We start from the raw sequence: 24957 nt of genomic DNA on the forward strand, positions 1-24957 counted from the left end.
GTTTCACGCTCGTCACAAGGCGGTTAGCAACACGGCCGCCGCTAAGGTGGGTGCGCAGACACGTACACAAGGGGGCTCACCGGTGGCCGAGAAGGCGCCCGGCGCGCTGCGCGACCACGCCTACGAGGAGTTGCGCCGCCGCATCGTCAACACCGAACTGGCCCCCGGCCAGCGCCTGGTCGAGCGTGACCTGGCCGCCGATCTACAGGTCTCCCGGATCCCGCTGCGCGAGGCGCTGCGCCTGCTGGAGTCCGACGGCCTGGTCCTGCTCGTCCCCGGCAAGGGCGCGCTGGTGGCGCCCTTCACCCCGGCCGACGTGCGGGACCTGTTCGACGTCCGCGAGTCCCTGGAGGCCCTGGCCGCCCGCCTGACCGCCGAGCGCCGGGACGAGCCCGGCCTGGCCCGCCTGAAGAACCGCCTGACCGCGGCCCGGGCGGCCACCGTGGCCGGCGACGAGAACGGCGTGGCGGCAGCCAACGCGGGCTTCCACGCCGACCTGATCGAACTGTCCGCGAACCCGCTGCTCAGCTCCCTGATGCGCCCGCTGGCCGCCCGCACCCACTGGCTGTTCCGCCTGACCGCCCAGCGGGACGCGGCCCAGCAGTGCGCCGAACACGAGGAGCTCTACCAGGCGATCGAGCAGGGCGCTGCCGACCTGGCGGCCGCCCTGGCCCACGCCCACGTGGCAAGCGGCCGGCAGCAGAGCCTGTCCCTGGCCGCAACGTGGTCCCTGCCGGCCGAGGACCCGGCCACGATCGCCTCCCGCCGCCGCCGTCGCCCCCAGCCGTCGCCCACCGCGGAAAAGCACCCCGCATAACCGCCGTACACGACGGCCGACGACCTCAGCCGTCGCTCACCGCGGGAAAAGCACCCCCAAAACCGCCGTACACGACGGCCGGCGGGCCCAGCCGTCGCTCACCGCGGGAAAGGCAACCCCAAAACCGCCGTAGGCGACGGCTGGCGGTCTTGGCGCGACCAGGCATGCAACGCAAAACCGACCCACCGACCACCCGGGACCGAAAAACGGCCACCGCCCACCCGAGGCTGGCCGGGTAGGCGGTGGCCGAGATCAGGAGGACCCGGGCCGGCGCGGGAGGTGGAAGGGGCCCCACGCCGGCCCGGGAGACTCAGCTCTGCACGAAGACCGAGACGGTTCGTGCGGGGACGGTCAGCGTTCCGGTGGAGGCCGTGAATGATGCGGTACGGGTCACCGGGTCGGCCGAAGCCTGCTGGACCGGGTGGAGCGCGACCTTCTTACCGGCGAGCCCCGGCACCTTCTGGCTGGCGGCGGCGGTGCCGGCGTTGAAGACCACCGTGATCGACTTCCAGCGGCTGTCGATCCCCCGGGCGTCGATGGTCATCGTGATGACGCCGGGGGTCTCGTTCACGCCGGAGAGCGGGAACGCGACTCGCTGCTGCACCTGAGAGCCGGTGGCGAGCCCGAAGGCCGGAGTGGATTTCCGGATCTTCAGGAGCTCCTGGTAGGTGCTGTTCGCCAGGTTGACCGCGGCACAGTCCGGGACCAGCGCCGGGTCGGCGAGCAGCGGTTTGGCGTACGCGTACTTCGACTCGTTGTCCGCCTTGGGCGGCAGGCCGCGGCCGAAGCCGTTGCCCTGCGAGCAGTCCCAGATGATCTGGTTGAACCAGTCACCGGAGTTGAACGAGTTCCGGTCCAGGGACTTGGAGCGGAGCAGTTCGCTGCCGGCCGTGACGAACCCGGCGCCCTGGCCGAGCACGGTGGTGGCGAGCGCCACCGACTGGGCCCGGGCCCGCTGGGCGGCCGTGGTCGGCTGCGGCAGCTTGTAGGCGAACGCGTCGTACAGGATCTCGTTGTCGTGCGCGTCCACGTAGGTGATCGACTCACCGGGGTTCTTCGTGTACCCGGCCTGCGCCCCGTTGTAGTCGACCTGCGAGCCCTTGACGGTCGTGCCGGCCGACGAGGTGAACGTGTAGTCGGCCAGGTTGCCGGTCAGCCCGACCTTGATCAGGTCCTGGTAGTGCAGCAACCGGGCCTGCTGTTCGGCCGCGGTGCCGTTGACCGGATCGCCGTTGGGCGCGCCGGCCAGCCCGGACGCGAAGCCCTGGATGCGCGGGTTGCCGTCGAACGGGCCGCCACCACGGACCGCGTCCCGGAGCCGGTCGTTGAACGTGCCGATCCCGGTGCCGCCGAGCTCGGTCTGGGACGCCTGGACGAAGCGCGCGTTGTTCGCCACCTCACCGAAGTTCCAGCCTTCGCCGTACACATAGATGCTCTTGCCGTCGACGCCGTCCTTCGCGACCGTGAGCTTGTCGAGGGCCTTGCGCACCGCCAGGATGTTCTCCTTCGGGTGGTGGCCCATCAGGTCGAAGCGGAAGCCGTCGACCTTGTACTGCTTGGCCCACGTGACGACGGAGTCGACCACGAGCCGGCCCATCATCGCGTTCTCCGGCGCGGTGTTGGCGCAGCAGGTGGAGTTGGCGATCGTGCCGTCCTCGAGGAGGCGGTGGTAGTAGCCGGGCACGATCTGGTCGAGCACCGATTTGGCGTCGGTCCCGGCGGCCGAGGTGTGGTTGTAGACGACGTCCATCACCACACGCAGGCCGGCCTGGTTGACCCCGGCGACCATCGACCGGAATTCCTTGGTACGCGAGGAGGGGTCCACGGCGTATCCGCCCTCGGGAACCGTGTAGTGCAGCGGGTCGTAGCCCCAGTTGTAACCGTCGGTCGCGGCGACCGCGGCGATGCAGGCCTGCTGCTCCTCCGAGTCGGCCGGCAGCGACGCCAGGTCACAGGCGGGCTGCTGCTGGTCGGCGCGCTTCTCCGGGATGGTGGCGAAGTCGAACGCCGGGAGCAGGTGCAGGTGGGTGACGCCGGCCTTGGCGAGGTCCCGGAGGTGCGACATGCCCGTGGAGTTGCCGGTGAAGGCGCTGAACGTGCCGCGGGCGGAGGCCGGAACCGTGCTGTCGGCGATGGAGAAGTCCCGCACCGACAGCTCCGAGATCTGGATCTTCGCGGGGGCGACGGCGGCCGGCTTCCGCAGGTTGCTCCAGCCGGCCGGCGCGAGGGCCGGGTCGGACAGGCTGACGAACCGGCTGCGGGTGGAGTCGGCGGTGAGCGCGACCGAGTACGGGTCGGTCACCGACGCCGTGACGACCTTCTGCGTGGCCGGCTGCCACGCGGTCACCCGGAACTTGTAGAACTTCCCGGCCCAGTCGCCGCGGCCGGACCAGACGCCGGTGCGGTTGTCCCGGGTCAGCTCGATCAGCGCCGGGGAGACCTGGCCGGCGGTGTCGTAGACCTCGAGTTCGACGCTGCGGGCGGTCGGCGCCCAGACGGCGATGCTCGCCTGCTTGCCCCGGACCTGCGGGCCGAGGGTGGCGTCGGTTTCATACAGATCGTCCAGGACACCCGCCAGCTGTACGCCGGTGGCCGAGAGCAGCTTGCCGGTGGCGTCGCGTTCGGTGACGACGACCTGTCCCCGCAAAATATCCGAGATGTCAGCGTTCTTGATGCGGTAGGCCCCGTACTGCCACAGGTGCGGGAACTTCTCGCGCTGCGCCTCGGTGAGACCACTTCTGACGGCGGCGAGGTTGACTGTCCGATATGTTCCGGTGAGTTCGCCATCCGCGACCCCGATCCCACCGGAGGCCGAGTACACCAGGTCGTAGACCTTGCCGTCGGTGCCGGCCCCGACCGGTTCCAGGGTGCTTCCGGTCCCGGTCTTCCAGGCGATCGTCCCCCGGTCCAGCCAGACCGCCGCCGACTTGGCGACGTCCACGACGCCACCGCCCGCGCTGGTCTTGACCAGCGGCAGCAGACGGGTCTCCTGGCCGGCCAGCAGCCAGACCTCACGGCTCGCCTTGGCGAAGTCGAGGGACTGGTCGGCGGGCAGGTCCTTCTCGTCACCGCGGTGGATGATGTAGCTCAGCGAGGTCGCCCCGGCCGCGAGCGGCACCTCGAAGACCGCGCCGTAGCTGTCGATCCGGGCCGGGAGCAGCGGGCTCGACCAGTCGGTCGGGCTGGCCGCGCCGGACCAGACGTGCAGGCCCCAGCCGTCGTAGTTGCCGTCGGCCCGCTTCCAGTGGATGACCGCCTTGGTCTGGTCCTGCGCCGGGTCGGGCTGGCCGGTGGCCGCCTGCCGGGTCGGGTAGACGGTGGCGTCGCCCTGCTTGATCCAGATCTCCGGGTTGGCGCCGATGTTGATGGTCCGGTCGGCGTCGACGTCCTTGTTGCCGTTGTCGTCGACGACGATGAATCCGACGCTCTTGGCGCCCGGCTTGAGCTTCACGTAGGCGAACCGGCCATAGGAGTCGGAACCGGTGAACTGCTGCCCGTTCGGCCAGGTGGTGGACATCGACGGGTCGATGTCACCCCACACGTAGAGGTTCTGGTCGTCGTACTGCCCGTCCGGCCGGTTGTAGTGCACGACCGCGTAGCCCGCGGTCGACTCGGCCACCGGGGTGCCGACGGTGATGTTCGAGGTCGCCGAGGCGAGCCGCCCCTTGCTGTCGCGCACCACTGCCTTGTACCGCACCGGCGTCTTCCCGGCCAGGCCGGTCAGGTCGTGGTAGATCCGGTAGGGCGCGCGGTCGGCGGTGCCGAGCAGCTTCCATTCGCCGTCGCCGGCCTGGGCCGCGAAGGTCACCGTGGACAGCGGGTCACCGACGACGTCGGCGACGATCTCGGTGCGGGTGGCGACCGATGCGTCCGCCTTCGGGCTGCTGAGGGTCACCGTCGGAGCATTCTTCGGTACGGCCACCGCGTTCGTTGTCGTGAGGACGACCGAGGACAGCGCCGGAACGGTGATGGTGATCCGCCCGTCGGCGTCCGAGTTCGCCGGAGCCGCGCCACCGTAGATCCCGGTGAAAACACTGTTCGGCGTGGCCGTGGCGAAGGAGACGGTCTGCGCCGTGGTGGCGTTGTTGACCGCGACCACGTACTCCTTGCGGCTGTTGTCCCGGGCGATCCGGGAGGCCGCGAAGACACCCTGGCCCTCGGCCGCGTAGCGGGTCTGCTGGATGCCGGTGACCAGGGCCGGGTTCGCCTTGCGGAGCTTCGCGAGCGCGGCGATCGTCCGGTAGACCGGGTGCGACGTGTCGTAGTTGTCGACCGCGTGGGTGCGGTCGGTGCCGATCAGGTCGTCGTCCAGGTAGTCCGCGCTCTTGCTGGCGAACAGGTCCTGGCGGGCGTCCTTGTCGCCGCCCGGCCCGGTGAAGCCCTGCTCGTCACCGGAGTAGACGACCGGCTGGCCACGGGTCAGGAACATCAGCTCGTGGGCGAGCTGGTCGCGCTTGAGCTGGGAGTCCGCGGTCGCGGCGGCGGCGATGAACGAGCCGATCCGGCCCATGTCGTGGTTGCCGAGGAAGGTCGGCAGCCGGTCCGCGCCGGTGTTGCGGGCGGTGTAGAGGTCGTCCTTGGCGTACAGGCTGGACAGCGCGTCGGCGCCGCTGTTGCCGGTGACGAAGCCGCGCGCGGTCTCCTGGAACGAGAAGTCCAGGGTGGCGGGCAGGCCCCCGGTGCGGACGTAGGTCGACTCGATCTCCTGGTCGGCGCTGTACACCTCACCGAACGTGAAGAAGTCCTTCTTGCCGGCCTGCTTGGCGGCCTTCTCGACGGCCGGCTGCCACTGCTGCCAGAACTCCAGGTTGGAGTGCTTGACCGTGTCGAGGCGGTAGCCGTCGATGCCGGTGTCCTTCACCCAGTCGCCGTAGATCTTCGACATGCCCTCGACCACCTCGGGACGCTCGGTGAAGAGGTCGTCGAGGCCGTAGAAGTCGCCGTACTCGCTGTTCTCACCGGCGAAGGTGGAGTCACCGCGGTTGTGGTACATGTTCACGTCGTTCAGCCACGACGGCTTCTTCACCGTCGAGTCCGCTTTCGATCCGAAGACCGGGGTGTACGGGTACGACGTGGCGTCGGTCTTCGGGAACTCGTCCGAGGTCGCGTAGTTGCGGTCCTCGAAGGGCTGCCCGTCGGTGTCGGTGTACGGCGAGTCCGCCTTGTCGACGTACGTGTAGGTGTTCTCCGCGTACTTGATGACGTCCGCGGTGTGGTTGACGATGATGTCCAGGTAGATCTTGAGACCGCGCTGGTGGGCCAGCTTGACCAGCTTCTTCAGGTCGGCGTTGGTGCCGAAGTGCGGGTCCACCTGGGTGAAGTCGGTGATCCAGTACCCGTGGTACCCGGCCGACACGTCCGTGCCGGTCCCCTGCACGGGACGGTTCTTGAAGACCGGTGCGAGCCAGATCGCGGTGGTGCCGAGCCCCTGGATGTAGTCCAGCCGGTCGATCACGCCCTTGAGGTCGCCGCCGTGGTAGAAGCCCTTGTCGGCGGGGTCGTACCCGGTGGAGAGACGGTCACCGGAGAGCCCGCCCTTGTCGTTCTTCGTGTCCCCGTTGGCGAACCGGTCCGGCAGCACGAAGTAGAACTGCTCGCCGCTGGTGGGGTTGTCGGAGCCCCACTTCGCGATGACGGAGTCGCTGGGAACCGGTGCCGCCGCGGCGGCTGTGGAAGCCGGCACGGCGAGGAGTGGGAGGACGAGGCTGAGCAGCGCGGCGCCCAGCTTCAGACGGCGAGGTAAAGGTCTGTTGAGTGCCACTGCGCACCCTTCCGATTCAGTGGTATCGGATTGACAGTTATATGTTTCTTCACGCCACCCCGGCGCGGAAGCCGCTGGACACCCTCGGAGTAGAGTGCTCCACGACAGGCTCGACGACGCGCCGCGGCGACAAACCCGAAAAAGCCGTTCAGGGCGCGTTCCATCGACCGATCGGCCTGTATCGCTCCTGTTGCCGGGACGTTAGCAAGGTCTTGCATGGAATGGAAGACCTTTCAGGACCATGCCGAGCAGACAACAGACGACTAGAGTGAGACCATGCGTGCGCGAATGGCCGATATCGCCAAACAGGCTCAGGTCAGTGAGGCGACGGTGTCGCGTGTCATTAACGACCGCCCCGGTGTCTCTGCTGAAACCCGACAAGCGGTCCTGACGGCACTCGACGTCCTCGGTTACGAACGGCCGGAAAGATTGCGCAAGCGCAGTGCCGGTCTGGTCGGCCTGGTCGTCCCTGAGCTGGACAACCCGATCTTCCCCGCTTTCGCCCAGGTGATCGAGTCGACCCTGGCGCAGCACGGCTACACGCCGGTGCTGTGCACCCAGTCGCCCGGCGGAGTCACCGAGGACGAGTATGTGGAGATGCTCCTCGACCGGCAGGTCTCGGGCATCGTCTTCATCTCCTCGCTGTCCGCCGACACCACCTCCGACCGCTCCCGCTATCAGCGGCTGCTCGACCGGCCGCTGCCGATCGTGCTGGTCAACGGCTATGCCAAGGAGCTGGAGGCGCCGTTCGTCTCGTGTGACGACCGGGTCGCCGGCGATCTCGGGGTCACCCACCTGGTGGCCCTCGGGCACCGGCGGATCGGCATCATCTCCGGGCCCAACCGGTTCATCAACACCCAGCGCAAGCTGGAGGGCTACCGGGCGGCCATGAAGCGTGAGGTGGGCCTCACCGACGCCGAGGTGGACGACCTGGTGTCGCTGACGCTGTTCGGCGTCGAGGGCGGCGAGGTGGCCGCCGAGCGGCTGCTGGCCAAGGGCGTGACCGGCATCATCTGCGCGTCGGACATGATGGCGCTCGGCGCGATCCGGGCCGCCCGGCGCCGTGGCCTGCGGGTTCCCGAGGAGGTGTCGGTGATCGGCTTCGACGACTCGGCGCTGATCCCGTTCACCGACCCGCCGCTGACCACGCTGCGCCAGCCGGTGGCCTCGATGGCGGTGGCCGCGGTCCGGTCCCTGGTCGACGAGATCAACGGGCACGGCGCGCCGCACTCGGAATATCTCTTCCACCCCGAGCTGGTGGTGCGTAACTCGACCGCGATCGCACCGATGCGCTCGGAGATTCCGGTCGCCACTCCAGCCGCCTGACCGAAATCGTTCGGATGGTGGCGGTGCCACCATCCGTACGCTGTGAGAGCGTTCTCCGGGTTTCCGGAGGCACAAAAACGCGCGTGGTGATTTCCGGTGCGAATCGCACCAGAAATCACCACGCTGCGTTTGAATCAGCCCTTCGTGCCGCCGGCGGTAAGACCGGACACGAGATGCTTCTGCGCGAAGAGGAATACGATTCCGGCCGGGATCGTCACCAGCACGGCCGCCGCGGTGAGGTATTCCCACTGCGGATTGAACTGCGGGACGAACTGCTGTAGACCGTACGCCAGGGTGTATTTGTCGTCGGTCTGGATGAACGCCGAAGCGTAAGCGACCTCGCCCCAGGCGGTGAGGAAGGCGTAGAAACCGGTGACCGCGATGGCCGGCCGGGCCAGCGGCAGGATGACCCGCCAGAAGATCCGGAACGGGCCACAGCCGTCCAGCGACGCCGCCTCGTCGAGCGAGGTCGGGATCGAGTCGAAGTAGCCCTTCAGCATCCACGCGCAGAACGGCACGGCGATCGTCAGGTACGCGATGACCAGCGACGGGAGCGTGTTGATCAGGCCCAGGCTCGCCATGATCGCGTAGATCGGGACGATCAGGATCGACACCGGGAACATCTGGGTGACCAGGAAGACCATCATCAGCGAGCGACGGCCCGGGAAGTTGAAGCGGGACAGCGCGTACCCGGTGGTCGCCGAGAAGAAGATGCCGATGAACATGGTCAGGCCGGCCACGATCACCGAGTTCAGGAACCAGTACCGGAAGTTCGTCTCGAACAGCACGTACTCGTAGTTCGCGAACGTCGGGTCCTTGATCAGGGTGATCTCGGTGCTCTGCACGGCGTACCCGGGCTTGAACGAGGAGAGCACCACCCACAGGATCGGGCCGATCGCGATCAGCGAGGCCAGGATCAGCGTGGCGTGCAACGCGATCGACGCGCCGGTGCTGCGGCGGCCGCGGCGTGGCTTGTTGACCCGGGCCGGCGCGTCGCTTTGCGAAACTGCGATCGGTGGGGTCGTGGTCATCTGGGCCATGTCACCAAACCTCGCCTTGCTTGCGCAGCACCCGCCGGTAGAACACCGAGAAGATGAGCAGGATCGAGAGGATCAGCACGCCGTACGTGGAGGCGAGCGAGTAGTTCCGGATGCCCTCGAAGGCGGCCCGGAAGGCGCCGGTCACCAGGATCTCGGTCGATCCGGCCGGCTGGCCCTCGGTCACCAGGAAGATGATCGGGAACATGTTGAAGGTCCAGATCGTGCCGAGCAGGATCACCGTCATGCTGACCGGCCGCAGACCCGGCAGGGTGATGTTGCGGAACCGCTGCCACGGCGTCGCGCCGTCGATCTCGGCCGACTCGTAGAGCTCCTCCGGGATGCTCTGCAGCCCGCCCAGCAGGGCCACCATCATGAACGGCACACCCAGCCAGATGTTGGTGATCACCGCGACGAACAGTGACGTCCACTTGTCGGCGAACCAGGCGACCGAGTCGATGCCGACCGCGTTGAGCAGCGAGTTGACCAGGCCGAGCTGCTCGTTGAAGAGGAACTTCCAGGCGAAGGCGCTGATGAACCCGGGCACCGCCCACGGCAGGACCAGCATGACCCGGTAGAAGCCGCGGAACCGCATCTCCCGGTGGATCATGATGGCCAGGCCGAGGCCCAGACCGTAGTGGAAGACCACGCCCGCGGCGGTCCAGATCAGGGTGGTCCCGGTCCACTGCCAGAACTCGCCGATCTTGCCGGTCAGGACGTTGACGTAGTTGTCCAGACCCACGAACGACCAGGCGTTCGGGTTGTCCTTGCAGACCTCGCCACCGGTGATCGACTTGGTGCAGATCTCGGCGAGCTGGTTGGCCTCGGTCTGGTTGGTGAAGGTCAGCCAGATGCCGTTGACCAGGGGGTAGAAGATCAGAACCGCCAAGACGACCACGACCGGCACGACCATCGCCCAGGCCGCCCAGTGCTTGTCCCAGTTGTGCCGCAACGTGGTGCTCCTCGGCGCCGCGTCGGCAGTCACAGTGCTCATCAGCTGTGCTCCAGAGAGGAAGCGAAGCGGGCGCCGGCCCTCGCGGGCCGGCGCCTGCGTTCAGGACCGTCAGTTGGTGGCGTACGAGGGAACGACCTCGGCCTTGTACTTCTGGGCCACGGCGTCGAGCGAAGCCTTGGCGTCCTTGTTCTGGACCAGGACCTCGGTGGCGAGGGTGTCGAGCGGGCCGAAGAACTGGCCGCCCTCCGGGATCCACGGACGGTTCACGGCCGACTCGATGACCGGCTTGAAGGCGGAGATCACGGCGTTGCTCTTGACCGACGCGATGTCGTAGGCCGACTTGCGGGTCGGCAGCACGCCCAGCTTGTCGGCGAGGGTCGCCTGCGACTCAGCGGAGTTCATGAACTTGATGAACTCGACGGCGGCGGCCGCCTTCTCCTGCGGGACACCCGAGTAGACGACGTAGTTGTGGCCACCGATCGGGGCGCCGGCGCGGGCGGAACCGGCCGGGACCGGCGCGATGCCGAGGTTCTCCAGGCCACCGAAGGCCGGGGCGGCCTTCACGTTCGCGACCTCCCACGGGCCGTTGACGATGAAGGCGACCTTCTTCTCCTTGAAGAGGGTCATCATCGTGCCGTACGAGTCGGTCGCCGACGGCTTCACCGAGGCGCCGCTGTCGATCAGGTCCTTGGCGATGTTCAGGCCGGCGACGTTCTGCGCGGAGTTGACCACGATCTTCTTGTTCGCGGTGTCGACCAGGTCACCACCCTCGCCGTACAGGAACGGCAGGGTGAAGTAGCCGGCCGGGTTGACGTAGAGGCCCTCGACGCCGGTCTTCTTCTTGACGGTCTGGGCGGCGGTCTTCAGCTCGGCCCAGGTCTTCGGCACGGTGACGCCGGCCTTCTCGACGAGTTCCTTGTTGTAGAGCAGCGCGAGGCTGTCGGTGACCTGCGGGACGCCGTAGGTCTTGCCGTCGAACTTGTTCGAGGCCAGCGCGGTCTCGTTGTAGTCCGACGCGTCGGACAGCAGCTCCGAGTCGTCCAGCGAGTACAGGTAGCCCAGCGACGCGAACTCGGGGACCCAGGCCACCTCGGCGCGCAGGATGTCCGGGGCGCCGGTCTTGGCGGCGGCGGCCGTCTTGAACTTGTTCTGCGCGTCGGCGAACGGCACCGACTGGTAGTTGATCTTGATGTTCGGGTACTTCGCGTTGAACTGCTTGATCAGGTCCTGGAAGACCGGACCCTCGTTCTTGGCGTCCGACGTGTCCCACCACGTGAGCTCGGCGGACAGCGTTGCCGGGTCGGCCGCCTTGTTGTCGCTCGCGGCCGGCTCCTTGTCGCCGCTGCACGCGACGAGGGTGAAGGCGAGGGCCACGGAGGAGAGAGCGGCCAGTCCCTTGGTTATGCGACGCATGTTGCGCTCCTTGAAGACCTGCTTGGTGCCGTGAAGACCTGCTTGGTGACGACCGGACCGTAGCAAGAAGTTTCGGGGTTAGAAACCCCTTGCGAACCAACTTGCAACACGGCCGCCGCGAGAACCCTCACGATTCCGACATCACGGGCCGCTAGCTGCGGTTCTGTTACCTTCCAGGGCAGGTCAAGGAACCTGATGGACATGGAAGCGAGTTACAGCAACTTACCGGCTCGACGGCCTGTTGGGGAGCTCTGCGGCTCGCCCTCGATGCAACTTCTTGCACGAAGCGCTGAAAGCCCATGCACTGATCCGGCGGCCGCCCGGTGTTCGGCCGCCGGAAAGCGGCGGGCATGTAAAAAGACGGTGACGGGCGCCGACAAAAAACGGGAGCGGCCGAAGCCGCTCCCGTTTCGCTGTGACCCGGAATTACCTGGGCACGACCTTCTCGACCGCCCACTGACGCCAGTTGTCCAGCTTGTGCTGCACCGTCGCGAGCTGGTCGGCGACCGGGCCGGGACCGGTCGAGCCGGGCGTGGTCCGGGCGGCCAGCGCCGACGACACCGACAGCACCTCGCGCACCGACGGGTCGAGGTGCTCGCTGACCGTCTTCAGGTCGTCGTCGGTCAGGTCCTCCAGCTCGCACTCGCGGGCCGAGCAGAGCGCCACCAGCTTGCCGGTGATCTCGTGTGCGTCACGGAACGGCACACCCTTACGGACCAGCCAGTCGGCGACCTCGGTGGCCAGCGAGAAGCCCACCGGGGCGGCCGCGGCCAGCCGGTCCACCCGGACCGTCATCGTCGAGACCATCCCGGCCAGCGCGGGCAGCAGCAGCTCCAGGGTGTCGACCGCGTCGAAGGCCGGCTCCTTGTCCTCCTGCATGTCCCGGTCGTACGTCAGGGGCAGGCCCTTGAGCATGGTCAGTACCGCGACCAGACCGCCGACCAGACGGCCGCTCTTGCCCCGGGCCAGCTCGGCGATGTCCGCGTTCTTCTTCTGCGGCATGATCGACGAGCCGGTGGCGAAGGCGTCGTCCAGCTCGACCCAGCCGAACTCGGTCGACGTCCAGAGGACGACCTCCTCGCCGAGGCGGGACAGGTGCACGCCGATCAGCGCGGTCACGAACAGGAACTCGGCCACGAAGTCACGGTCGGCGACGGCGTCCATCGAGTTCTGCGCGGGGGCGGTGAAGCCCAGCTCCTTGGCGACCGCCGCCGGGTCCAGCGGGAGGGACGAACCGGCCAGCGCGCCCGAGCCGAGCGGGCTGATCGCGGTCCGCGCGTCCCAGTCCTTCAGCCGCTCCAGGTCACGCAGCAGCGGCTGCACGTGCGCCAGCAGCCAGTGGCCGAAGCTGACCGGCTGCGCGTGCTGCACGTGGGTCATGCCGGGGGCCGGGGTGTCGACGTTACGGGCCGCCTGCTCGGTAAGCGCGTCGGCCAGCTCGATCAGCGCCACGGCCACCCCGCGGGCGTGGTCACGCAGGTAGAGCCGCAGGTCGGTGGCGACCTGGTCGTTACGGGAACGGCCGGCCCGCAGCTTGCCGCCGAGCGCGCCGAGGCGCTCCAGCAGGCCCCGCTCCAGGGCGGTGTGCACGTCCTCGTCCTCGATCGTGGGCCGGAACTCGCCGGCCGCGCAGGCCGACGCCAGATCGTCCAGCGCCGCCAGGATCCTGCCCAGCTCGTCGGCGTCGAGCAGGCCCGCGTTGGCCAGCACCCGGGCGTGCGCGCGGGAGGCCAGCAGATCGTACGGCGCGAGCCGCCAGTCGAACTGGACGCTGACGCTCAGCCGCGCGAGCGCCTCCGCCGGACCACCGGCGAAACGGCCACCCCACAGCCTCGTCGGCTCGTCGCTCTCCGACACACCTTCTCCTCGTCCGCTCACGTTTCGTTACCTTCCTGACCCTATCGCTGAGCCCTGCGTGACGGGCCACGGCCCGGCGTCATCGCGCTGGGTGGGACGTGTACGCCGTCTCCACCGGACACAGCCCGGCGGCCGCGTTGCGGCCGTGCCCCTCGCCTGCGTCGCGTGGCAGCTCACGGTGCCCTTGCTGGCCGTACGTATAAAAATGCCGTTGATCTGATAAGTTTGCAACATGACCAGCCTCGATCTGACCGGTGATGTTGTCGATCTCACTCGGACCATCTGTGATATCCCGTCCGTAAGCGGCGACGAGAAGGCCCTGGCCGACGCCGTGGAGAGCGCGTTGCGCGCCTATCCGCACCTCGAGGTGCTGCGTGACGGTGACGCGGTGGTGGCGCGGACGTCGCTGGGCCGGCCGACCCGGGTGGTGATCGCCGGGCATCTCGACACCGTGCCGATCGCCGGCAACCTGCCGGTCGTCGTCGACGGCGACGTGCTGCGCGGGCGCGGCACCGTCGACATGAAGGCGGGTGTCGCGATGGCGTTGCACCTGGCCGCGACGCTGACCGAGCCGCGCTATGACGTGACCTACGTGTTCTACGACCATGAGGAGGTCGCGGCCCGGCTCAACGGGCTCGGCCGGCTGGTCCGTAATCACCCGGATTGGCTGGTCGGCGACTTCGCGATCCTCGGTGAGCCGTCCGACGGCACGGTCGAGGGCGGCTGCCAGGGCACCATGCGGGTGAAGATCACCGTGCCCGGCGTGGCGGCGCACTCGGCGCGCTCGTGGAAGGGCAGCAACGCCATCCACAGCGCGGGCGCCGTGCTCGACGTGCTGCGCGCCTACGTGCCGCGGCAGCCGATCGTCGACGGTCTGCAGTATCACGAGGGGCTCAACGCGGTGAAGATCGAGGGCGGCATCGCCGGCAACGTGATCCCCGACCTGTGCACGGTCCACGTCAACCACCGGTTCGCTCCGGACCGTGACGTGGCCGAGGCCGAGGCGCATCTGCGCGAGGTGTTCGCCGGGTTCGAGCTGGAGGTGACCGATGCCGCGCCGGGTTCGCGGCCGGGGCTGGACCGGCCGGCCGCCAAGGAGTTCGTCGAGCTCGTCGGCCGCACACCGCAGGCCAAGCTGGGCTGGACCGACGTGTCGCGGTTCGCCGCGCTGGGTGTCCCGGCGGTCAATTTCGGCCCCGGCGACCCGCTGCAGGCGCACACCGACGGTGAGCACGTGCTGGTGCCGGAGATCCGGCAGGCCCTGCACGTGCTCACCACCTGGCTCGACGCATAGTTTCTATTCGGCGGGGCGGGCGGCGGCACGCTGGATGGCGCCCGGCACCGAGTACATGTGGGCGAAGGCGCGGGCCTGCTCGCCGGTCCACAGCGACGAGCCGTGGCCGTAGACGACACCCGAGCGGGTCGCCGCGTCGAGCAGGCTGTGCGGGCTCCTGCTGCCGAGGAGCACGATGTTGCCCTTGTGCAGCAGGACCCGCACGGTGCCGGTGACCCGGGTCTGGCTGGAGTCCAGGAAGGCCCGGAAGTCGTCCATGATCGGGTCGAAGTAGACGGCTTCGTGCAGCAGGTCGCCGTAGGTGTTGCCGAGCGTCGCCTTGGTCGCCTGCTGACGGTTCGACAGGACCAGTTTCTCCAGCTCACGGTGCGCGGCGATGAGGATCAGCATGCCCGGCGCCTCGAAGCCGACCCGGGCCAGGTTCCCGACCATGGTGGAGCCCATGTGGATGCCCCGGCCGACACCGTGTGCCCCGCCGAGGACGTTCAGCGCTGACAGGATGTCGTAGCTGTTCTCGCTGGGCAGCGGCTCACCGTCGGCGGTCACCGCCGAGACGACCTCACCCTTCTCGAAGCTGATCAGCAGCTCGACGCCCTTCTCCGGGGCCTCGTCGATCGGCTTGGTGTAGGTCCAGGCCGACTCCGGCAGGTACTCCCAGGAGCCGTAGGTCTCCTCGCCGCCGATCGACGTGCCGATCAGGCCCTCGTTGATCGAGTAGAGCTTGACCTTCTCGCTGACCTCGTAACCCCGCGACCGCAGGAAGTCGGTCTCACCCTCCCGGGTGAGCCGCTCGTCCCGGATCGGGGTGACGATCTCCAGGTGCGGGGCCAGCGCCCGAATCACCGCGTCGTAGCGCACGTGGTCGGCGCCCGCGCCGGTCGAGCCGTGCGCCACCGCGTCCGCGCCGACCTCCAGCGCGACCTGGACGACCTTCTCCGCCTGGATCAGCCGCTCCGCGCCGACACACGATGGGTAGGCGCCGTTGCGCAGATAGTTCGCCTTGATCGCGTAGGTGATCACCCGGTCGTAGAGCTCCGCGCGGGCGTCCACGACGTGGTGCTCGACCGCGCCCAGCTCCTCGGCGCGCGCCCTGACCACATCGGCCTCACCGCTGTGCAGGCCGCCGGTGTCGATGTTGGCGGTCACCACGTCCCAGCCCTTCTCGCGGAAGTCCACGAGGGCGTACGAGGTGTCCAGACCACCGGAGAAAGCGAGGACGATCTTGCGCTTGGTCATCGGGACAGTTCCTTCTCAAGAATCGGCACATAGGTCTTACCGTCCCGGCGGACGTGACCCGGCGGCAGGACGTGGAACTCGCAGCGGCCCGCTTCGATGTCCTTCTGCATCGCCCGCTGGCGGCTGTAGTCGAACGGATCGAGCAGGAACGTCGGCTCGGGCAGCTCCACCCCGGCCGGCAGCGTCAGGTCGCTCTGGTAGACGAACGAACCCGGCGAGGTGTGGAACGGGACAGTCGCGACCAGGATCTTCAGCGCGCCGAACTCGGTGTGCACCTTGAGCGCGCTGTTGTCGTACTGGGTGACGCCGTCCAGCTTCTGCGCCCGGTACGCCGACAGCGCCAGCGCCTTCGCCGCCTTGCCCAGGCCGACCGCCGGCATCAGCGACCACAGCGACCAGCCCACCCAGCGGCCCGGCTCGGCCGACGGGGCGGCACAGTAGCCGCCGACCGGGACCGGGCCCCGGTAGCCGCTGTCCCGCATGTCCTGCTGAACCTTGCGCAGCAGCTGCTTCACGTCGGTGTCGAAACGGAACGTGGACCGCTCGACCATGTCGGCGAACTCGGCCTGCGGCAGGCCGGCGATCAGGGCCGCGGCCGGCATCAGGATCAGGTCGACCATCACCCACTGCGGCATCGGGATGCCCCGGTCACCGAAGGCGATGCCGTTGATGACGTTGAAGAAGTTCAGGAAGTCCCGGATCGACCAGTCCTTCTCCGCGGTGTCGGTGAAGTCGAGCCAGGTCAGCTTGTGGCCGTACGGCGTCTCGTTGAGGTGCGGCCGCAACGTGTCGTTGGAGGCGAGGAAGAACTCGACGCCGTGCCCGACCAGGCTGTCGGTGTGGTCGGCGAAGTCCGGGAAGCGGGCCTCCACCGCGGGTGTGAACGTCATGAGCGGCTCTCCTCGGATTCCGACCTGCTCCACAGGCTGAGTTTCAGGGCCAGCTCCGCGCCCGACGTCGGCCCGCCGTCACGGGCCACCACGAAGATGGTGTCGTCACCGGCGATCGTGCCGACCACATCGGCCAGCCCGGACCGGTCCAGAGCGCTGGCCAGGAACTGCGCCGCCCCCGGCGGGGTACGCAGAACCGCGATGTTGCCACTGTGGTCGACCCCGGTGAGCAGCTCGCGCAGCAGCCGGATCAGCCGGGCCGGGCCGTGCTCGGTGGTCTCCCACAGCGGCTTGTGCCCGTCCTCCGGAATGTAGTAGACACCGCTCACCTTGACGGCGTTCAGCTCCTCCAGGTCACGGGAAAGCGTGGCCTGGGTGACGTGGACACCCTCATTGGCGAGGATCACGGTCAACTCCGTCTGCGACTTCACCCGGCGGGTGCGGAGCAGGTCGACGAGCCGGGCGTGCCGCCCGGCTCGGGTCACTGGGTTTCCGCTGCTCATCGCTGGTTGACCGCCAGCAACCAGGTGAGCAGCGCCTTCTGCGCGTGCAAACGGTTCTCGGCCTGGTCGAAGACGGCGCTCTGCGGGCCGTCGATCACCTCGTCGGTGATCTCCTCGTTGCGGTGGGCCGGCAGGCAGTGCAGCACGATCGCCTCCGGGTCGGCGGCGGTCAGCAGCTCCTTGTTCACCTGGTACGGCCAGAACGGGGTGAGCCGGTCCTTGCCGTCCTCCTCCTGGCCCATCGACGTCCAGGTGTCGGTGGCGATCACGTGCGCGCCGTCGGCCGCCTCCCGCGGGTTGCGCAGCACCTCCACCGAGCCGCCGGTCCACGCCGCGATCTCGGCGGCCCGGCTGACCACCGACGCCGCCGGATCGAACCCGGACGGACCGGCCACCCGCACGTTCATCCCGGCCATCGCGCCCGCGATCAGGTAGGAGTGGGCCATGTTGTTGGCCGCGTCACCCACATAGGCGAGGGTCCGCCCGGCCGTCGACCCGAACCGCTCCCGGATCGTCAGCAGGTCGGCAAGCAGCTGGCACGGGTGGTAGCCGTCGCTCAGCGCGTTGATCACCGGAACCCGCACGCCGGAGGCCAGCTCGGCGAGCCGCTCGTCGCCGTGGGTGCGGTAGACCATCGCCGACACGTAGCGGGCCACCACCTTGCCGGCGTCGGCGAGTGTCTCGCCCCGGCCGAAGTGGGTGTTCTGGGTGTCCACGATGATCGGCTGGCCGCCCAGCTCGGCGATACCCGCCTCGAACGACAGCCGGGTCCGCAGGCTGGCCTTGTCGAAGAAGACGGCGACGCTGCGCGGGCCGGCCAGCGGGGTGTACCCGAACCGGTTCGCCTTCATCTCGGCGGCCAGGTCGAGGACCTCGCCCTGCTCCTGCGGGGTCAGGTCGTCGTCACGGAGGAAGTGGCGGGTGGTCACCGGATACCGTCCAGGGCAGCGATCAGGGCGTCCGCCTGATCGGAGGAGATGATCAGGGGCGGGGCGAGCCGGATCACGTCCGGCTTGGCCGGGTTGACCAGGAAACCGGCGTCCCGCAGGCGGGCCGCCACGTCGGCCGAGACCGGCTCGTTGAAGACGATGCCGAGCAGCAGGCCGGCGCCCCGGACATACTTCACCAGCGGGTGGTTCAGGCCCTCGATGCCGAGCCGGATCTGCTCGCCGACCCGTTTCACGTGGTTGAGCAGGCCCTCACTGGCGATCGTGCGGATCACCGCGAGACCCGCCGCGCAGGACACCGGGTTGCCGCCGAAGGTGGTGCCGTGCGAGCCCGGGGTGAGCAGGTCGGCGGCCCGGCCGAAGGCGAGGCAGGCGCCCAGCGGCAGACCGCCGCCGAGACCCTTGGCCAGCGTCACAATGTCCGGCTCGACGCCCTCGCTCTGGTGGTGGAACCAGTGCCCGGTGCGCCCGATGCCGGTCTGCACCTCGTCGAGCACCAGCAGCGCGCCGTGCCGGGTGGTGATCTCCCGGGCCGCGGTCAGGTAGCCCGGCGGGGGCACCACGACGCCGTTCTCACCCTGGATCGGCTCCAGGATCACCATGGCGGTCGCGTCGGTCACCACGGCCTCCAGCGCGGCGACATCCCCGAAGTCGACGTGGGTGACGTCGCCGGGCAGCGGCCGGAACGGATCCTGTTTCGCCGGCTGGCCGGTCAGCGCCAGCGCGCCCATGGTCCGGCCGTGGAAGGCGCCGTTCGTGGCGACCACGTGCGTGCGCCCGGTCAGGCGGGAGATCTTGAAGGCGGCCTCGTTGGCCTCCGCGCCGGAGTTGCAGAACAGCACCCGCCCGGCCCGGCCGGCCAGCGCCAGCAGCAGGTCGGCCAGCGCCACCGGCGGCTCCGAGATGAACAGGTTGGAGACATGCCCCAGCTGCTGGATCTGGCTGGTGACGGCGGCGACCACGGCCGGGTGGGCGTGACCGAGGGCGTTCACCGCGATGCCGCCGAGGAAGTCGACATACTCCTTGCCGTCCTCGCCGGTCAGCACCGCGCCCTGGCCCTTGACCAGGCCGATCGCCGGGGTGCCGTAGTTGTTCATCATCGACTGCTGCCAGCGCTCGACGAGAGTCATGCCGGGATCACCATTGTTCCGAATCCTTCTTCCGTGAAGACTTCGAGCAGAGTCGAGTGGGCGACCCGGCCGTCGACGACGTGCGCGGCCGGGACCCCGCCGCGGACCGCGCGCAGGCAGGCCTCCATCTTGGGCACCATCCCCGACTCCAGGCCGGGGAGCAGCTTCTCCAGCGCGTCGGCGTCGATCTCGCTGGTCAGCGACGAGGTGTCCGGCCAGTTCGTGTAGAGGCCGGGCACATCGGTGAGGACCACCAGCTTGCGGGCGCCGAGCGCGACCGCCAGCGCGGAGGCCGCGGTGTCGGCGTTCACGTTGTGCAGCACGCCGTCGGCGTCGGGTGCGACGGTCGCGATCACCGGGATGCGCCCGGCCGCGATCAGGTCGTCGACCGCCGACGTGTCCACCTGGTCGACGTCGCCGACCTGGCCGATGTCGACCTCCTCGCCGTTGATCGTCGCGCCCCGGCGGACCGCGGTGAACAGGCGCGCGTCCTCACCGGACAGGCCGACCGCGAACGGCCCGTGCTGGTTGATCAGGCCGACCAGCTCACGGCCGACCTGGCCGGTCAGCACCATCCGGACGATCTCCATCGTCTCCGGCGTGGTGACCCGCAGGCCACCGCGGAACTCCGACTCGATCCCGACCCGCTTCAGCATCCGGTTGATCTGCGGGCCGCCGCCGTGCACGACCACCGGCTTGATGCCGACCAGGCGCAGGAACACCATGTCGGCGGCGAACGCCTCCTGCAGCTCCGGGTCGATCATGGCGTTGCCGCCATATTTGATCACGACGGTGGCGCCGTGGAAACGCTCCAGCCAGGGCAGCGCCTCGATGAGGATCTCGGCCTTCTTCTGCGCTTTCACTTCGTCTGCGCCTTCATGAGGAGTACGCCGAGTTCTCGTGGACATACGCGTGGGAGAGATCCGTGGTCCAGATCGTCGCGCTCATCTCCCCCTCGCGCAGGTTGATCGTCACGCTCACGTCCCGCCCGGACAGGTCGACCTTGCTGCGGTCCTCGGCGGCCGCCCCGCCCTTGCAGATCCACACGCCGTTGATCGCCACGTCGATCCGGTCCGGCTCGAACGCCGCACTCGTCGTGCCGATCGCCGCCAGGATCCGGCCCCAGTTCGGATCGTTGCCGAAGAACGCCGTCTTCACCAGGTTGTTGCCGGCGACCGTCCGGCCGACCTGCACCGCATCCGCCTCGCTGGCCGCGCCCTGCACCTCGATCGCGATGTGCTTGGTCGCGCCCTCGGCGTCGGCGATCAGCTGCTGGGCCAGGTCGTGGCAGACCTCGGTGACCGCGGCGGTCAGCTCCTCCAGGGAGGGCTGCCGGTTCGACGCGCCGCTGGCCAGCAGCAGCACCGTGTCGTTGGTGGACATGCAGCCGTCCGCGTCGATCCGGTCGAAGGTGACCCGGGTTGCGGCGCGCAACGCGGCATCCAGCACCTCGTTGTCGGCCGACGCGTCGGTGGTGATCACGACGAGCATGGTGGCGAGCGCCGGGGCCAGCATGCCGGCGCCCTTCGCGATGCCGCCGACCGACCAGCCCTCGCGCTGGGCCACCGAGTTCTTCGCCACCGTGTCGGTGGTCATGATCGCCTCGGCGGCCCGGCCACCGCCGTCGGCGGCCAGCGTCTTGGCCGCCGCGCTCACACCGGGGAGCAGCTTGTCCATCGGGAGCAGCTCGCCGATCAGGCCGGTCGAGCAGACCGCCACATCGCCGGGGCCGATCATCATCCGGTTGGCGCCACCCCGCAGCACCGAGGCGGTGTGCTCGGCGGTGGCGTGCGTGTCACGGAAACCCTGCGAGCCGGTGCACGCGTTGGCGCCACCCGAGTTGAGGATCACCGCGCGGACTATCCCGCCTTTGAGCACCTGCTGGCTCCACAGGACCGGCGCCGCCTTGACCCGGTTGCCGGTGAACACACCCGCGGCCGTGTAGTCGGGGCCGTCGTTGACGACCAGGGCGACGTCGGCGTTGCCGCTGGCCTTGAGCCCGGCGGCGACGCCGGAGGCACGGAACCCCTTGGGATGGGTGACGGTCACGGTGCCACTCCGAAGACACTCAAGCCCGTGGTCTCGGGCAGGCCGAACATGATGTTGGCGTTCTGCACGGCCTGGCCCGCGGCGCCCTTGCCCAGGTTGTCCAGCGCGCTCACGACGATGATGCGGCCCGAGTCGATGTCGACCGTGGCCTGCAGATGGCAGGAGTTGGAACCCGCGGTGGCGGCCGTGTGCGGCCAGGACCCCTCCGGCAGCACGTGCACGAACGGCGCGTCAGCGTAGGCCGCCTCGAGCGCCTCGCGCGGGTCGCCGCCGTTGAGCCGGCGCGCCGTCACCGTCGCCAGGATGCCGCGCGGCATCGGCGCCAGGATCGGGGTCATCGACAGCGAGGCCGCGCCGGTGGCCTGCTTGATCTCGGCGACGTGCTGGTGCGCGCCGACCTTGTAGGGCGACAGGTCACCCATGATCTCGCTGGCCAGCAGGTGCACCTTGGCGTTACGCCCGGCGCCGGAGGTGCCGGAGCTCGCCACCACCACCACATCCTCCGGATCGGCCACCCCGGAGGCGATCAGCGGCGCCAACGCCAGAGTGATCGTCGCCGCATAACACCCGGTGTTGGCGACCCGGTCGGACCCGGCGATCGCGGCCCGCGCACCGGGCAGCTCGGGCAGCCCGTAGGTCCAGGTGCCGGCATGCCCGCCGCCGTAATAGCGGGTCCACTGCTCGGCACTCTCCAGCCGGAAGTCGGCGCCCAGGTCGACGACCTTGACCCCGGCGTCGAGCTGCCCGGCGACAGCCGCCGACTGCCCATGCGGAAGAGCGAGGAAGACCAGGTCAGCACCACTGAGCGTGACGGCGTCGGTGGAACCCAGCGTCAGGTCGAGCCCGGTCAGCTGCGGGTGCACCGCGGCGACCGGCGAGCCGGCCTGGCTGTGCGCGGTCGCCGCGACGAGATCGAACTCGGGGTGCCCGGCGACCAGGCGCAGCAACTCACCGCCCGCGTAGCCACTGGCTCCCGCTACCGCGACCCTGATTCCCATGCCTACCTCCGTATGACTATGCAGAAGAACGTATCAACTCCCACTCCACGGGGCAACCACGAACCCGCCCATCCCGCATGCTGAGCGATGCGATCCGGCCCTGGTCGCATTTCCACCATTTCGGCGGTACGACCCACACCACCCCAACCGCCACCACACCGTCCCCACCTACGACGCGACGCGCCCGGTCCGTCCCGCCCACCAGCGCGCCTGACGGGCGGAGGCGTCCCGTCACCGCCGTCACGCCGACTGCCCACCCACCGTGATCTTGTCGACGTCGGGCACACCTCGCGGAACTCCACAAGATCGGCAGGAGATTCGGCCCTCGCTTCCCAGACAGCATCCGCGGGTCGGGGTCTGTCGGTCAGTCACGGCCGGGCCCGCGAGCCGTCGCTGAGCACTGGAATACGGGCTTCTTCACCGCGCTCAGCGACGGCCGGAACGGTCAGCCGTCGCTGAGCACTGGAATACGGGCAGCTTTACCTGGCTGGGCGACGGCCGGGACCGCGAGCCGTCGCCCAGCACCGGAATACGGGCTTCTTCACCGCGCTCAGCGACGGCCGGGACCGTCAGCCGTCGCTGAGCACTGGAATACGGGCGGCATAACCTGGCTGGGCGACGGTCGGTGAGGGGTCCGCGGTCCGTTCCCGCGAGCCTGCTGCCGCCGGTGGAGCGCCTCGCGGGCCTGCTGCTGTCGGTGGGGTGCCTCGCGGGTCGGCGACGTCGACCAGCGCACACAATGGCCGATCGTGTGCTCGACGTCTTGCCCCGACCGGCACACCGAGGCGACAGCGCCGTCTTCGGAACGGGCAGGAGCACCCGACCGGTGATCGGGTGCTCCTGTGGGGGTGCGGGGTCAGTCGGTGGTGGCCCACTCGTTCCAGGCGGCCAGCCACTCGTCCTGGGCGGCGGCGATCGCTGTGATCTTGGCGTAGTCGACGGGGCGGAGGCCACGCTGGCGGTCCCAGGCGAGCTGCGCCGGGCGGCTGGGCACGTCGGGGCCGAGCCGGGTGCCGTACAGCAGGGTTTCGGAGATCGCCCGGTCCCGCCGGGTGACGTCGGACCGGAACCAGGCCGCCTCCCGGTCCAGGCGGGTGAGCTGGTCGAGCATCGCCTGCACGGTGCGGCGGGCCTCCTCCTCCGGTTCGCCGGCGAGGTCGGTCTGGCGGCGGACGGCGTTGCGCCAGAGTTCGGTCCAGGTGCGGGGCAACTGCGGTCGCGGGCCGCCCGAAGCCGACCATGTGTCGTGTTCGCGGGACGCCTTGATCACCGCGTGGACCAGCAGGATGTGCGGCTCACGGCCGGCCGGTGGATCGTCGCCGGCGAGTACCGATCGGATGTCCGGCACCCGCGAATCGTCATCCGGCGGCGGATCGACGCCCGGCGCCGCGTGATCGCCGGTAGACGGCGAGCCGGCGGCGAGCGGTGACTCGGCCGCACCGAAGCCGGCCCGCAACGAGTCGGCGGACGTCGAACCAACCGACGGCGAGTCGGCCGGTGCCGGGTCAGCCGGTGCCGGGTCAGCCGCTGCCGAGTCAGCCGCTGCCGAGTCAGCCGCTGCCGGGTCGGCCGGTGGTGGGTCGGTGGAGGGCGGGATCGCCTCCGGTGGCTCGGCGGGTGGCTGGTCGCCGGGCGGTGGTACAGCGTCCGCGTGGTCGGACTCCATGCGGGACACCCCCTTGGTCGACGCCTCGTGCTGCCGCCCCGCGCGGACTCGCGGGACGGCTCCTGGCGGTGAGACGGCACCGCTAGGAAAACACGAAGCGTCAACCTTTACCCCGCCTGGGCGAGGGTGATTCCGAACCAGTCGTTCGGATCGGTCCACCAGTGGCGCGGGGTGAAGCCGGCCGCGGCGAGTTCCGTGGCGAGACCGTCACGGCGGAACTTGGCGGAGATCTCGGTGCGCATCTGCTGACCGGCGGTGAACGGAACCTCCAGGTCCAGGCCGGTGACGTGCACGATCTGGTCGCGGGTGGACCGCAGGCGCATCTCGATCCATTCGTGGCCGGGGTCCCAGACGGCGACGTGTTCGAAGGTGGACGGATCGAAGTCGGCGGCCAGCTCACGGTTGATGACGTGCAGGACGTTGCGGTTGAACTCGGCGGTCACCCCGGCCGCGTCGTCGTAGGCGGGAACCAGCACGGCCGGGTCCTTGACCAGGTCGGCGCCGAGTAGCAGCCACTCCCCCTCGTGCAGCACGGACCGCAGCGACGACAGGAACGCGGCCCGTTCGGCCGGGATCAGGTTGCCGATGGTGCCGCCCAGGAACGCGACCAGGCGGTTGTCGCCGTCGGGCAGGTGCCGCAGGTGGCGGGTCATGTCGCCGACGACTCCCCGGATGCTGAGGCCGGGATAGGCGGCGGTCAGTGATTCGACGGCCGCGGCCAGCGCCGACCCGGAGACGTCGAGTGGCACGAACGCGCCGAGCGTGCCCCGTGCGACCAGGGCGTCGAGCAGCAGGCGGGTCTTCTCGGACGAGCCGGAGCCGAGCTCGACGAGGGTCTTCGCCTCGGTGATCCGGGCGATCGCGGCGGCGTGCTCGTCGAGCAGGGCGCGCTCGGTACGCGTCGGGTAGTACTCCGGCAGCCTGGTGATCTCCTCGAAGAGCTCGCTGCCACGGGCGTCGTAGAACCATTTCGGCGGCATCCACCGTGGGTCGGCGGTGAGACCGGCGCGCACGTCCGCGCGCAGCTCACGGGCCAGATCGTCGTCGTCGATGTGCCTGTCCAGGAGCAAGGCCGAAC

General features: G+C 69.2%; 18 protein-coding genes. 3 read left to right on the plus strand and 15 right to left on the minus strand.

Translation table 11 applies throughout. The annotated features are described in order from the left end of the window. Window positions 1–82: 82 nt before the first annotated feature. Window positions 83–817, plus strand: coding sequence for a GntR family transcriptional regulator (locus tag AB0E94_RS35595; RefSeq protein ID WP_360335616.1), 735 nt, complete (start codon window positions 83–85; stop codon window positions 815–817). Between the two features lie 310 nt (window positions 818–1127). Here AB0E94_RS35595 and pulA read toward each other — a convergent pair whose 3' ends face one another. After that, entirely contained in the window at window positions 1128–6578 is a 5451-nt protein-coding gene (gene pulA, locus AB0E94_RS35600) for a pullulanase-type alpha-1,6-glucosidase (protein WP_360335618.1), read from the minus strand. A 276-nt stretch (window positions 6579–6854) separates the two neighbouring features. Between pulA and AB0E94_RS35605 the strand changes: the two genes are divergently transcribed. Further along, window positions 6855–7904 carry a LacI family DNA-binding transcriptional regulator gene (locus AB0E94_RS35605; RefSeq protein WP_360335620.1) on the plus strand — a complete coding sequence of 350 codons (1050 nt, stop codon included), beginning with the start codon at window positions 6855–6857 and terminating at the stop codon, window positions 7902–7904. Between the two features lie 134 nt (window positions 7905–8038). Here AB0E94_RS35605 and AB0E94_RS35610 read toward each other — a convergent pair whose 3' ends face one another. The 4 genes from AB0E94_RS35610 to argH all read right to left on the minus strand — a co-directional run bounded on the left by AB0E94_RS35610 (window position 8039) and on the right by argH (window position 13166). Further along, on the minus strand, window positions 8039–8935 hold the full coding sequence (locus tag AB0E94_RS35610) for a sugar ABC transporter permease (protein WP_360335622.1): 897 nt from the start codon (window positions 8933–8935) through the stop codon (window positions 8039–8041). A 10-nt stretch (window positions 8936–8945) separates the two neighbouring features. Next, window positions 8946–9854 carry a sugar ABC transporter permease gene (locus tag AB0E94_RS35615; protein WP_360335676.1) on the minus strand — a complete coding sequence of 303 codons (909 nt, stop codon included), beginning with the start codon at window positions 9852–9854 and terminating at the stop codon, window positions 8946–8948. 150 nt (window positions 9855–10004) lie between these two features. Then, window positions 10005–11309, minus strand: a complete 1305-nt coding sequence (locus AB0E94_RS35620) for an extracellular solute-binding protein (protein WP_360335624.1) — start codon at window positions 11307–11309, stop codon at window positions 10005–10007. Between the two features lie 426 nt (window positions 11310–11735). Then, a complete protein-coding gene (argH, locus tag AB0E94_RS35625) occupies window positions 11736–13166 on the minus strand; it encodes an argininosuccinate lyase (protein ID WP_360335626.1) in 1431 nt (476 codons plus the stop codon). A 232-nt stretch (window positions 13167–13398) separates the two neighbouring features. Here argH and dapE point away from each other — a divergent pair, with 232 nt between their 5' ends. Further along, window positions 13399–14460 (plus strand): succinyl-diaminopimelate desuccinylase, encoded by a 1062-nt coding sequence (dapE, locus tag AB0E94_RS35630; protein WP_360335628.1) that lies wholly within the window; start codon window positions 13399–13401, stop codon window positions 14458–14460. 3 nt (window positions 14461–14463) lie between these two features. Here dapE and argG read toward each other — a convergent pair whose 3' ends face one another. The 10 genes from argG to egtD all read right to left on the minus strand — a co-directional run bounded on the left by argG (window position 14464) and on the right by egtD (window position 24943). After that, a complete protein-coding gene (gene argG / locus AB0E94_RS35635; protein WP_360335630.1) occupies window positions 14464–15696 on the minus strand; it encodes an argininosuccinate synthase in 1233 nt (410 codons plus the stop codon). Beyond that, entirely contained in the window at window positions 15693–16586 is an 894-nt protein-coding gene (locus AB0E94_RS35640; RefSeq protein ID WP_360335632.1) for a hypothetical protein, read from the minus strand. The genes argG and AB0E94_RS35640 overlap by 4 nt, the downstream gene beginning before the upstream one ends. After that, on the minus strand, window positions 16583–17089 hold the full coding sequence (locus tag AB0E94_RS35645) for an arginine repressor (protein ID WP_360335634.1): 507 nt from the start codon (window positions 17087–17089) through the stop codon (window positions 16583–16585). The genes AB0E94_RS35640 and AB0E94_RS35645 overlap by 4 nt, the downstream gene beginning before the upstream one ends. Continuing rightward, window positions 17086–18018, minus strand: a complete 933-nt coding sequence (argF, locus tag AB0E94_RS35650; protein ID WP_360335636.1) for an ornithine carbamoyltransferase — start codon at window positions 18016–18018, stop codon at window positions 17086–17088. The genes AB0E94_RS35645 and argF overlap by 4 nt, the downstream gene beginning before the upstream one ends. Continuing rightward, on the minus strand, window positions 18015–19166 hold the full coding sequence (locus AB0E94_RS35655; RefSeq protein WP_360335638.1) for an acetylornithine transaminase: 1152 nt from the start codon (window positions 19164–19166) through the stop codon (window positions 18015–18017). The genes argF and AB0E94_RS35655 overlap by 4 nt, the downstream gene beginning before the upstream one ends. Next, entirely contained in the window at window positions 19163–20074 is a 912-nt protein-coding gene (gene argB, locus AB0E94_RS35660) for an acetylglutamate kinase (protein WP_360335640.1), read from the minus strand. Before argB ends, AB0E94_RS35655 begins: the two co-directional genes overlap by 4 nt. Continuing rightward, on the minus strand, window positions 20043–21215 hold the full coding sequence (gene argJ, locus AB0E94_RS35665; protein WP_360335642.1) for a bifunctional glutamate N-acetyltransferase/amino-acid acetyltransferase ArgJ: 1173 nt from the start codon (window positions 21213–21215) through the stop codon (window positions 20043–20045). The genes argB and argJ overlap by 32 nt, the downstream gene beginning before the upstream one ends. Then, window positions 21212–22213, minus strand: coding sequence for an N-acetyl-gamma-glutamyl-phosphate reductase (gene argC / locus AB0E94_RS35670; RefSeq protein ID WP_360335644.1), 1002 nt, complete (start codon window positions 22211–22213; stop codon window positions 21212–21214). The genes argJ and argC overlap by 4 nt, the downstream gene beginning before the upstream one ends. Window positions 22214–23069: 856 nt before the next feature. Then, window positions 23070–23879, minus strand: a complete 810-nt coding sequence (locus tag AB0E94_RS35675; protein WP_360335646.1) for a hypothetical protein — start codon at window positions 23877–23879, stop codon at window positions 23070–23072. A gap of 107 nt (window positions 23880–23986) precedes the next feature. Beyond that, complete coding sequence (gene egtD, locus AB0E94_RS35680) at window positions 23987–24943, minus strand: L-histidine N(alpha)-methyltransferase (RefSeq protein ID WP_360335678.1); 957 nt, start codon at window positions 24941–24943, stop codon at window positions 23987–23989. Window positions 24944–24957: the final 14 nt, after the last annotated feature.

Source organism: Actinoplanes sp. NPDC026670 (assembly GCF_040638175.1).
Classification (GTDB): Bacteria; Actinomycetota; Actinomycetes; order Mycobacteriales; family Micromonosporaceae; genus Actinoplanes.

Coding starts and splice junctions, on each gene's coding strand:
- AB0E94_RS35605 (WP_360335620.1), top strand. CDS start 6,855: ATGCGTGCGCGAATGGCCGATATCGCCAAACAGGCTCAGGTCAGTGAG.
- AB0E94_RS35610 (WP_360335622.1), bottom strand. CDS start 8,935: ATGACCACGACCCCACCGATCGCAGTTTCGCAAAGCGACGCGCCGGCC.
- AB0E94_RS35615 (WP_360335676.1), bottom strand. CDS start 9,854: ATGGTCGTGCCGGTCGTGGTCGTCTTGGCGGTTCTGATCTTCTACCCC.
- AB0E94_RS35620 (WP_360335624.1), bottom strand. CDS start 11,309: ATGCGTCGCATAACCAAGGGACTGGCCGCTCTCTCCTCCGTGGCCCTC.
- dapE (WP_360335628.1), top strand. CDS start 13,399: ATGACCAGCCTCGATCTGACCGGTGATGTTGTCGATCTCACTCGGACC.
- argG (WP_360335630.1), bottom strand. CDS start 15,696: ATGACCAAGCGCAAGATCGTCCTCGCTTTCTCCGGTGGTCTGGACACC.
- AB0E94_RS35640 (WP_360335632.1), bottom strand. CDS start 16,586: ATGACGTTCACACCCGCGGTGGAGGCCCGCTTCCCGGACTTCGCCGAC.
- AB0E94_RS35645 (WP_360335634.1), bottom strand. CDS start 17,089: ATGAGCAGCGGAAACCCAGTGACCCGAGCCGGGCGGCACGCCCGGCTC.
- AB0E94_RS35655 (WP_360335638.1), bottom strand. CDS start 19,166: ATGACTCTCGTCGAGCGCTGGCAGCAGTCGATGATGAACAACTACGGC.
- argB (WP_360335640.1), bottom strand. CDS start 20,074: ATGTCCACGAGAACTCGGCGTACTCCTCATGAAGGCGCAGACGAAGTG.
- argC (WP_360335644.1), bottom strand. CDS start 22,213: ATGGGAATCAGGGTCGCGGTAGCGGGAGCCAGTGGCTACGCGGGCGGT.
- AB0E94_RS35675 (WP_360335646.1), bottom strand. CDS start 23,879: ATGGAGTCCGACCACGCGGACGCTGTACCACCGCCCGGCGACCAGCCA.